This is a genomic window from Phaeovulum sp. (assembly GCF_041596715.1).
Taxonomy (GTDB): Bacteria; Pseudomonadota; Alphaproteobacteria; order Rhodobacterales; family Rhodobacteraceae; genus UBA6213.
The window spans coordinates 1-7,720 of sequence record NZ_JBFHIA010000153.1 but is presented as its reverse complement, the minus strand read 5'-3'; the positions used below and the strand labels follow the sequence as shown (position 1 = coordinate 7,720).

The window sequence follows — 7,720 nt, the reverse complement described above, 5'->3', positions numbered from 1 at the left end:
TCGCCGCCGATGCCCCCCGATGCGCCGGTAATCAGCGCGGTCTTGCCCGTCAGATCGAACATCTCTGTCTCCCGTTTCTGGCCTTGCCGATCCTTACCAGCGTCGCCGCGCCGGTGCCACCGCCTTGCGCCGTGAATACATGCGTGCCGTCAGCCTTTGAACGCCGCCACATCCTCGGGGCTACCCACGGCGCGGCATTCCGCCTCGCGCGCGATGCGGCGGATCATGCCTGAAAGCGCCTTGCCCGCGCCAACCTCGACAAACTCGCTGACACCTTGCGCGGCCATCCACATCACCGACTCGCGCCAACGAACCGAGCCTGTGATCTGCTCGACCAGCAGGTTGCGGATCAACGTCGGGTCGCTGACAGCCTCGGCGCGCACGTTGGAAACCAGCGGCACCTTGGGCGCGCTGATCGAGACGCTTGCAAGCGCGTCTGCCATCGCTTCGGCCGCGGGCTGCATCAGCGCGCAGTGGAAGGGGGCCGAAACCGGTAGCAGGATCGCGCGTTTGGCACCCCGCGCCTTGGCGATTTCAAGCGCGCGCTCAACTGCGCCGCGATGGCCGGAAACCACCACCTGCGCCGGGTCATTATCGTTTGCGGCCTGACAGACCTCGCCCTTGGCGGCCTCGGCGGCGACCGTGGCGGCGGTTTCGAAATCGAGGCCCAGCAGCGCCGCCATCGCCCCCACACCCACCGGCACCGCCGCCTGCATGGCGCGCCCGCGCAGCCGCAATAGGCGCGCGGTATCGGCAAGGCCAATCGCCCCGGCGGCGCAAAGTGCCGAATACTCGCCCAGCGAATGGCCCGCTACATAGGCTGCAGTGGTTACCGCCACGCCTTCCGCCTCAAGCGCGCGCATCGCGGCGATCGAGGTGGCCATCAGCGCGGGCTGGGCGTTGGCGGTAAGCTGCAAATCCTCGGCACTACCTTCCCAGATCAGCGCGCTCAGCTTTTCTCCCAAGGCCGCATCGACTTCGTCAAACACTGCGCGCGCGGCCGGATAGGCCTCGGCCAGCGCCCGCCCCATGCCGATCGCTTGGGCCCCTTGCCCCGGAAACACGAATGCGCGGGTCATCTGCCCCTCCACCAAATTGCGTTTCGATGGGTCTAGCGCGGCACAGGGTGCGGCACAACTGCCGCAGCGGCACGCGGTGGCCGCCACGCCGCCATTGCCCAAATGCCCCGAAAGCGCGCGCGGCGCTAAACCCGCAAGCCCCTAGCGGCGGAACAGAACCGACTGCGCCGTCTTGTCGCGCGCCAGATCCCCGCGCAACTCCGCCCCCAGCGCGCGACCCCGCTGCACTGCCGGGCGCGCCGCGATCTGCTCTAGCCAGCGCGCGAGGTTGGGCTTGTCTTCCAGCGTTTGCTGCTGGCCTTCCCAAAGGCTTGCCCAAGGCCAGATCGCGAAATCGGCGATCGAAAGGAACTCGCCCGCCACAAACTCGGATTTCGCCAACTGCCGATCAAGCACGCCGTAAAGCCGGGCCACCTCGGCGCGGTAGCGATCTTTGGCGTAGGGCAGGTCTTGTGGTGGGTCCATCGCCGGGGCGTAGCGCAGGAAATGGTGCGCCTGACCCGCCATCGGCCCGACGCCGCCCATTTGCCACATCAACCATTGTTCCACCGCGATATGGTCACGCTCGTTCGCGCCGTAGAACTGCCCGGTCTTGCGCGCCAGATATTGCAGGATAGCGCCGGATTCGAACACCGACACCGGCGCGCTGTCTGGCCCGTCTGGGTCGATGATTGCGGGCATACGGTTGTTGGGGGAAATCGCCAGAAACTCGGGCGCGAACTGCTCGCCCTTGCCGATGTTGATGAACTTGGTGTGGTAGGGCAGCGCCATTTCTTCCAGCGCGATAGAGATTTTCCATCCGTTCGGCGTGGGCCAGTAGTAAAGCTCGATTTCAGCGGTCATGTTTCTTGTTCCCTCATTTGGTTGCACTCAAAATGGCCTACCTTGCGCGCATTGCAAGGGTGCTGTGTTGACCCGATGCCGCCATCGCGCTAGGCCGCGTGCTGCGGCGCCCTGCCGCAGCCCTTGCCGCCGGAGGCCCCGATGCCCGAATGGAAACCCCGCACCAAACTTGTTCACGCAGGCGCACGTCGCAGCCAATGGGGTGAAATGGCCGAGGCTATTCACCTAACGCAGGGCTTTGTTTACGACACCGCCGAGGCCGCCGAGGCGCGCTTTGTCGAGGCAGGGCAGGACGAGTTTATCTATGCCCGCTACGGCAACCCCACGGTGCGTATGTTCGAGGACCGGATGGCCGTGATCGAGGGCACCGAAGATGCCTTTGCCACCGCCAGCGGCATGGCGGCGGTGAATGCGGCGCTGACCGCGATCTTGAAGGCGGGCGATCATGTGGTGGCGGCGCGTGCGCTGTTTGGCTCGTGCCTTTATGTGCTCGATATACTCAAGCGGTTCGGCGTGGCGGTGACGCTGGTCGATGGCCGCGATCTGGCGGCTTGGGCTGCGGCGATCACACCCGCGACCAAAGCGGTGTTCTTTGAAAGCGTTTCCAACCCGACGCTAGAGGTTATCGACATTGCAGCCGTGGCCAAGCTCGCCCATGCGGTGGGTGCCGTAGTGATTGTTGATAACGTCTTTGCCACCCCGGTTTTTTCGCGCGCGGTGGAACTGGGTGCCGATGTCGTGGTCTATTCGGCCACCAAACACATCGACGGCGGCGGGCGCTGCCTTGGCGGCGTGGTCTGCGGCACCCGCGACTATATCCGCGGGCCGCTGGAAACCTATGTCAAGCACACCGGTTCGGCGCTGAGCCCGTTCAACGCTTGGGTGCTGCTGAACGGCTTGCAGACGCTTGACCTTCGGGTGCGCGCGCAGGCGGCAAGTGCGCTGGCGCTGGCCGAGGCGGTTTCGGGCCACGCTGCGGTTGCGCGCACGCTTTACCCCGGGCTTGCCAGCCACCCCGAGCATGAACTGGCGATGACGCAGATGGGCAGCGGTGGCACGATGGTGTCGATCGACCTTGCGGGGGGGCAGGAGGCGGCTTTTGCATTTTTGAACGCGCTCAAGATCGTGCTGATCTCGAACAACCTTGGCGACGCGCGCAGCATCGCCACGCATCCGGCCACCACCACCCACCAGCGTCTGCCTGCCGAACAAAAGGCGTTGCTGGGCATCACGCCGGGCCTCGTGCGCCTGTCGCTTGGCATCGAGGATACGGGCGACCTTCTGGCAGATGTGCTGGGCGCGCTCGCAGTGATCTGATCGGTTTGTTCGCGCGTATTCGGTTGTGAAACGCAAGAAGGCCACCCACATTGGTTGGTCTGGGCACAGCACCGGGAGCGCGCGATGAACATTCAGGGAAAGACGCCTATGGCACCCGAACGAACTGACGCCGAAACCGCGCTAAATCTGCTCCGCACTTGGGCCGCAGGTGCCACGCCGACCGAAATCGCTACGCTCGATCCGGCCATCGCGCGGCTGTTGCCGGACGCCCCTTTGGGCAATTACCCCGACCTCAACCGCCAGTATCCGCAGGGGTTTGCGCCCGATGCAGGCTATCGCGCGGGCCTGCCCGATCTGCAAAACGGCCCGGCGAGCCTGATTGTCGGTGCGCGCGCGCCGATTCAGCATGTGGGCATTTCCAATTTTCGCCTGCCGATCCGCTTTCGCCGCCGCGAAGGGGGCGAGGTCATGCTTGATACGTCAGTGACCGGCACCGTCAGCCTTGATGCCGAGCGCAAGGGCATCAACATGAGCCGCATCATGCGGTCGTTCTACACGCACGCCGAACGCGCCTTTTCGTTCGAGGTGATGGAGGCGGCGCTGGGTGACTATTTCTCCGATCACGACACGTTCGATGCGCGCATACAGTTGCGCTTTTCTTACCCTTTGAAGGTGACTGCCCTGCGATCTGGCCTGTCTGGCTGGCAGTATTACGACATTGCGCTGGAACTGGTCGAACAGGCCGGGGTGCGGCGGCGCATCATGCACCTCGATTACGTTTATGCCTCGACCTGCCCGTGTTCGCTGGAACTCGCCGAGCACGCCCGCGCCACGCGCGGCCAACTGGCGACCCCACATTCGCAACGCTCGGTAGCGCGCATTTCGGTGGTGCTGGAGGGGCAGGACTGCCTCTGGTTTGAAGATCTGATCGAGGCGGCGCGTCGTGCCGTGCCCACCGAAACGCAGGTGATGGTAAAGCGCGAAGACGAGCAGGCATTTGCCGAACTGAACGCAGCGCATCCGATCTTTGTCGAAGATGCGGTGCGCGCCTTTGCCGCCCAGCTTTTGGCCGAACCGCGCGTTGGCGATTTTCGCGTGCTGGCCAGCCATCAGGAAAGCCTGCACAGCCACGATGCGGTAAGCATGCTGACCGAAGGACCGACCTTTGCGGCAACCAGCCTTGACCCGGCGCTGTTTGCCAGTCTTGTGCACCGTGGCTAGGGCAGGGGCGGGCTTGGCCCGGAGCATTTTGGGCGGCATGAACAATCTGCGAACACGTCTTGGCCTCGGCGCGGTCTGAGGCTATTGTCGCGCCATGAGCGAGACACCTGCGCCCCCCTCTCTGTCTGCGCGCGCGCTGGCCGCGCGGCCCGCCCCTTATCTGGAAGGGCTGAACCCCGCGCAGCGCGCGGCGGTCGAGGCGTTGGAAGGGCCGGTGTTGATGCTGGCAGGGGCGGGCACGGGCAAGACCCGCGCGCTGACCGCACGAATCGCGCATCTTCTCAGCCTCGGAAAAGCGCGGCCGAACGAGATACTGGCCGTGACCTTTACCAACAAGGCCGCGCGCGAGATGAAAGAGCGACTCGGGCGGCTATTGGGTGAAAGCATCGAGGGCTTGCCGTGGCTTGGCACCTTTCACGCGATCTGCGTGAAGCTGTTGCGCCGCCATGCCGAGCTGGTGGGGCTGAAATCGAACTTCACCATTCTCGACACGGATGATCAGATACGCCTGCTCAAGCAGTTGATTCTGGCAGAGAATATCGACGAAAAGCGCTGGCCTGCGCGAATGCTTGCCGGGCTGATCGATGGCTGGAAGAACCGCGCGCTGACCCCTGAAAAGGTAAAGGGCGCCGATGCGGCCAGCTTCAACAACTATGGCGGCGAGCTTTACACAGCCTATCAAGCACGCCTGCGGGCGCTGAACGCGGTCGATTTTGGCGATCTGCTGCTGCATGTGGTCACTATTTTCCAGACCCATCCTGACGTGCTGGCGCAGTATCAACGCTGGTTCCGCTTCATTCTGGTTGACGAGTATCAAGATACCAACGTGGCGCAGTATCTGTGGTTGCGGCTTTTGGCGCAGGGGCATCGCAACATCTGCTGCGTGGGTGACGACGATCAGTCGATCTACGGCTGGCGCGGTGCCGAGGTGGGCAACATCCTGCGCTTCGAGAAGGATTTTCCCGGCGCGACGGTGATCCGGCTGGAACAGAACTACCGCTCGACCGAGCATATTCTTGCCGCCGCTTCGGGCCTGATCGCGGCCAATGCCGGGCGCTTGGGCAAGACGCTTTGGACCGAGGCCGAGGGTGGTGCCAAGGTGCGCTTGATCGGCCATTGGGATGGCGAAGAGGAAGCGCGCTGGATCGGCGATGAGGTCGAGGCGGTGCAGCGCGGCACCCGTGGTGCTGACCCGGTGGGGCTGAACGGGCAGGCGATTCTGGTGCGCGCCAGCCACCAGATGCGCGCCTTCGAGGACCGTTTTCTGACTATCGGCCTTCCATACCGCGTTATCGGCGGCCCGCGGTTTTATGAACGGCAGGAAATCCGCGACGCGATGGCCTATTTCCGCCTTGCCGTCAGCCCCGAAGACGACCTTGCCTTTGAGCGCGTGGTCAACGTGCCCAAGCGCGGATTGGGCGACAAGGCGGTGCAGACCGTGCAGGCGACCGCGCGCGAAGACGGCACCTCGCTGTTGGAGGCCGCGCGCTATGTGGTTGCGTCGGGCCGCATCGGCGGCAAGGGCGCGGGGCAGTTGCGCGGCTTTGTCGAAGGGGTGGATCGCTGGCACAGGGCGGTTCGTGCCGGTGCGCCACACGAGGCGCTGGCGGAAACCATCCTCGATGAATCGGGTTACACGGCGATGTGGCAGGCCGACAAATCGCCCGAGGCACCGGGGCGGCTTGAAAACCTGAAAGAACTGATCAAGGCGCTTGAACAGTTTGAAAACTTGCAGGGTTTTCTCGAACACGTGTCGCTGATCATGGATAACGCCAGCGAAGACGCCGCCGAAAAGGTCTCGATCATGACGCTGCATGCGGCGAAGGGGCTGGAGTTTCCGGCGGTGTTTCTGCCCGGCTGGGAAGACGGGCTTTTCCCCAGCCAGCGCAGCATGGATGAGGGCGGGCTGAAGGCGCTCGAGGAAGAACGGCGGCTGGCCTATGTCGGCATCACCCGCGCCGAACAGCTGTGCACGATCTCGTTTGCGGGCAACCGCCGGGTGTATGGGCAATGGCAATCGGCGCTGCCTTCGCGCTTCATTGACGAGTTGCCGGCAGTGCATGTCGAGGTGCTGACGCCGCCGGGGCTATATGGCGGCGGTTATGGCGCGGCGGCGCGTTCGGCGGCATCAAGCATCGAAGAGCGGGCGGCGCGTGCCGATGTCTATGCCTCGCCCGGCTGGAAACGGATGCAGGAGCGCGCGGCGCTTCGCCCGATGGCGCAACCACGCGCGGCCCGCCATATGACGATCGATCTTGATGCTGTCAGCGAGTTCGAGCCCGGCGCGCGCGTCTTCCACCAGAAGTTCGGCTACGGCACGGTTCTGTTGACCGAGGGCGACAAGCTGAGCGTCGCGTTCGACAAGGCGGGCGAAAAGAAGCTGCTGGCAAGTTTCGTCGTTGCGGCCAGCGCGGCGGACGACGTGCCGTTCTGAGCCTCCAATTCGCCGTGGAATAGGTGCCGATCAGGCGCGCGGAAGTGCCGCGAACAGTTTGCCAAGCCGCGCGGCCTCGGCCTCGGTGCCCCAAGGCGCGTTCAGGATGAACATGCCAGAGCCTTGCATACCGTGGCCTTCGCGCGCGGGGGGAAAGCGGACCTCGTGACGCAGCGCCGCAGGATGTGCGGCACTCAGCGCTGCAAGCATCGGCGTGTGCGGCGCAGTGGCCAGCAGCGGATACCAAAGCGCGATCACGCCAACATTCCATTTGCGCGCAACATTGGTGATGAACCCCGGCAGGGTTTCATACTCGGACTTGATCTCGTAGCTTGGGTCGATCAGCAGGATGCCGCGGCGCGGTGTGGGCGGGGTGATGGAAAGCGCCATCTGCAAGCCGTCGGTCTGCTCAAAGATGCCGCCATGCGGTGCCATCACCGCGCGCAGGGCTGCAAACTCTTGTGGGTGCAATTCGGCCAGCCGGATCGAATCGAGCTGCCGCAGCAGTGCCGCGGCGATGAGTGGCGAGCCGGGATAGGCGTTGGCACCGTGCGCTGCACGGGTGGCAGCAAGCGCGCGCGCGTATGGGTGGGTTGGCGCGAACCATCCCAGCCGCTCGACCCGCCCGATCCCTGCCGCAGCCTCACCGGTTTTCAGCGCCTCGGGCGCATCCAGCGCATATAGGCCGCGGCCAGAGTGGGTTTCGATGTAGGTCAGCGGTTTTGGCTTTTGCACAAGGTAGTCGAGCATGCTCGCCAAAAGCGCGTGCTTGTGCACGTCTGCCAGATTTCCCGCGTGATAGGTGTGTTGATAGCTGAGCATTTCCGCACTTTCGGGCTTTGCCCCCAATGCCCCGCGCCGTGGC

Annotated in this window: 6 protein-coding genes; 3 read left to right on the top strand and 3 right to left on the bottom strand. The window is 64.4% G+C overall.

All coding sequences use genetic code 11. The features are described from left to right. Positions 1-149: 149 nt before the first annotated feature. On the bottom strand, positions 150-1,079 hold the full coding sequence (gene fabD, locus ABY403_RS11000) for an ACP S-malonyltransferase (protein ID WP_372840854.1): 930 nt from the start codon (positions 1,077-1,079) through the stop codon (positions 150-152). A 141-nt stretch (positions 1,080-1,220) separates the two neighbouring features. Continuing rightward, on the bottom strand, positions 1,221-1,922 hold the full coding sequence (locus ABY403_RS10995) for a glutathione S-transferase N-terminal domain-containing protein (RefSeq protein WP_372840853.1): 702 nt from the start codon (positions 1,920-1,922) through the stop codon (positions 1,221-1,223). Positions 1,923-2,063: 141 nt separating this feature from the next. Here ABY403_RS10995 and metZ point away from each other — a divergent pair, with 141 nt between their 5' ends. The 3 genes from metZ to ABY403_RS10980 all read left to right on the top strand — a co-directional run bounded on the left by metZ (position 2,064) and on the right by ABY403_RS10980 (position 6,855). Continuing rightward, entirely contained in the window at positions 2,064-3,239 is a 1,176-nt protein-coding gene (gene metZ, locus ABY403_RS10990) for an O-succinylhomoserine sulfhydrylase (RefSeq protein WP_372840852.1), read from the top strand. An 84-nt stretch (positions 3,240-3,323) separates the two neighbouring features. Further along, positions 3,324-4,421, top strand: a complete 1,098-nt coding sequence (gene folE2, locus ABY403_RS10985) for a GTP cyclohydrolase FolE2 (RefSeq protein ID WP_372840851.1) — start codon at positions 3,324-3,326, stop codon at positions 4,419-4,421. 94 nt (positions 4,422-4,515) lie between these two features. Continuing rightward, entirely contained in the window at positions 4,516-6,855 is a 2,340-nt protein-coding gene (locus tag ABY403_RS10980) for an ATP-dependent helicase (protein ID WP_372840849.1), read from the top strand. 30 nt (positions 6,856-6,885) lie between these two features. On the opposite strand, the gene rlmJ is transcribed toward ABY403_RS10980, so the two are convergent. After that, complete coding sequence (gene rlmJ, locus ABY403_RS10975) at positions 6,886-7,677, bottom strand: 23S rRNA (adenine(2030)-N(6))-methyltransferase RlmJ (protein WP_372840855.1); 792 nt, start codon at positions 7,675-7,677, stop codon at positions 6,886-6,888. Positions 7,678-7,720 lie beyond the last annotated feature (43 nt).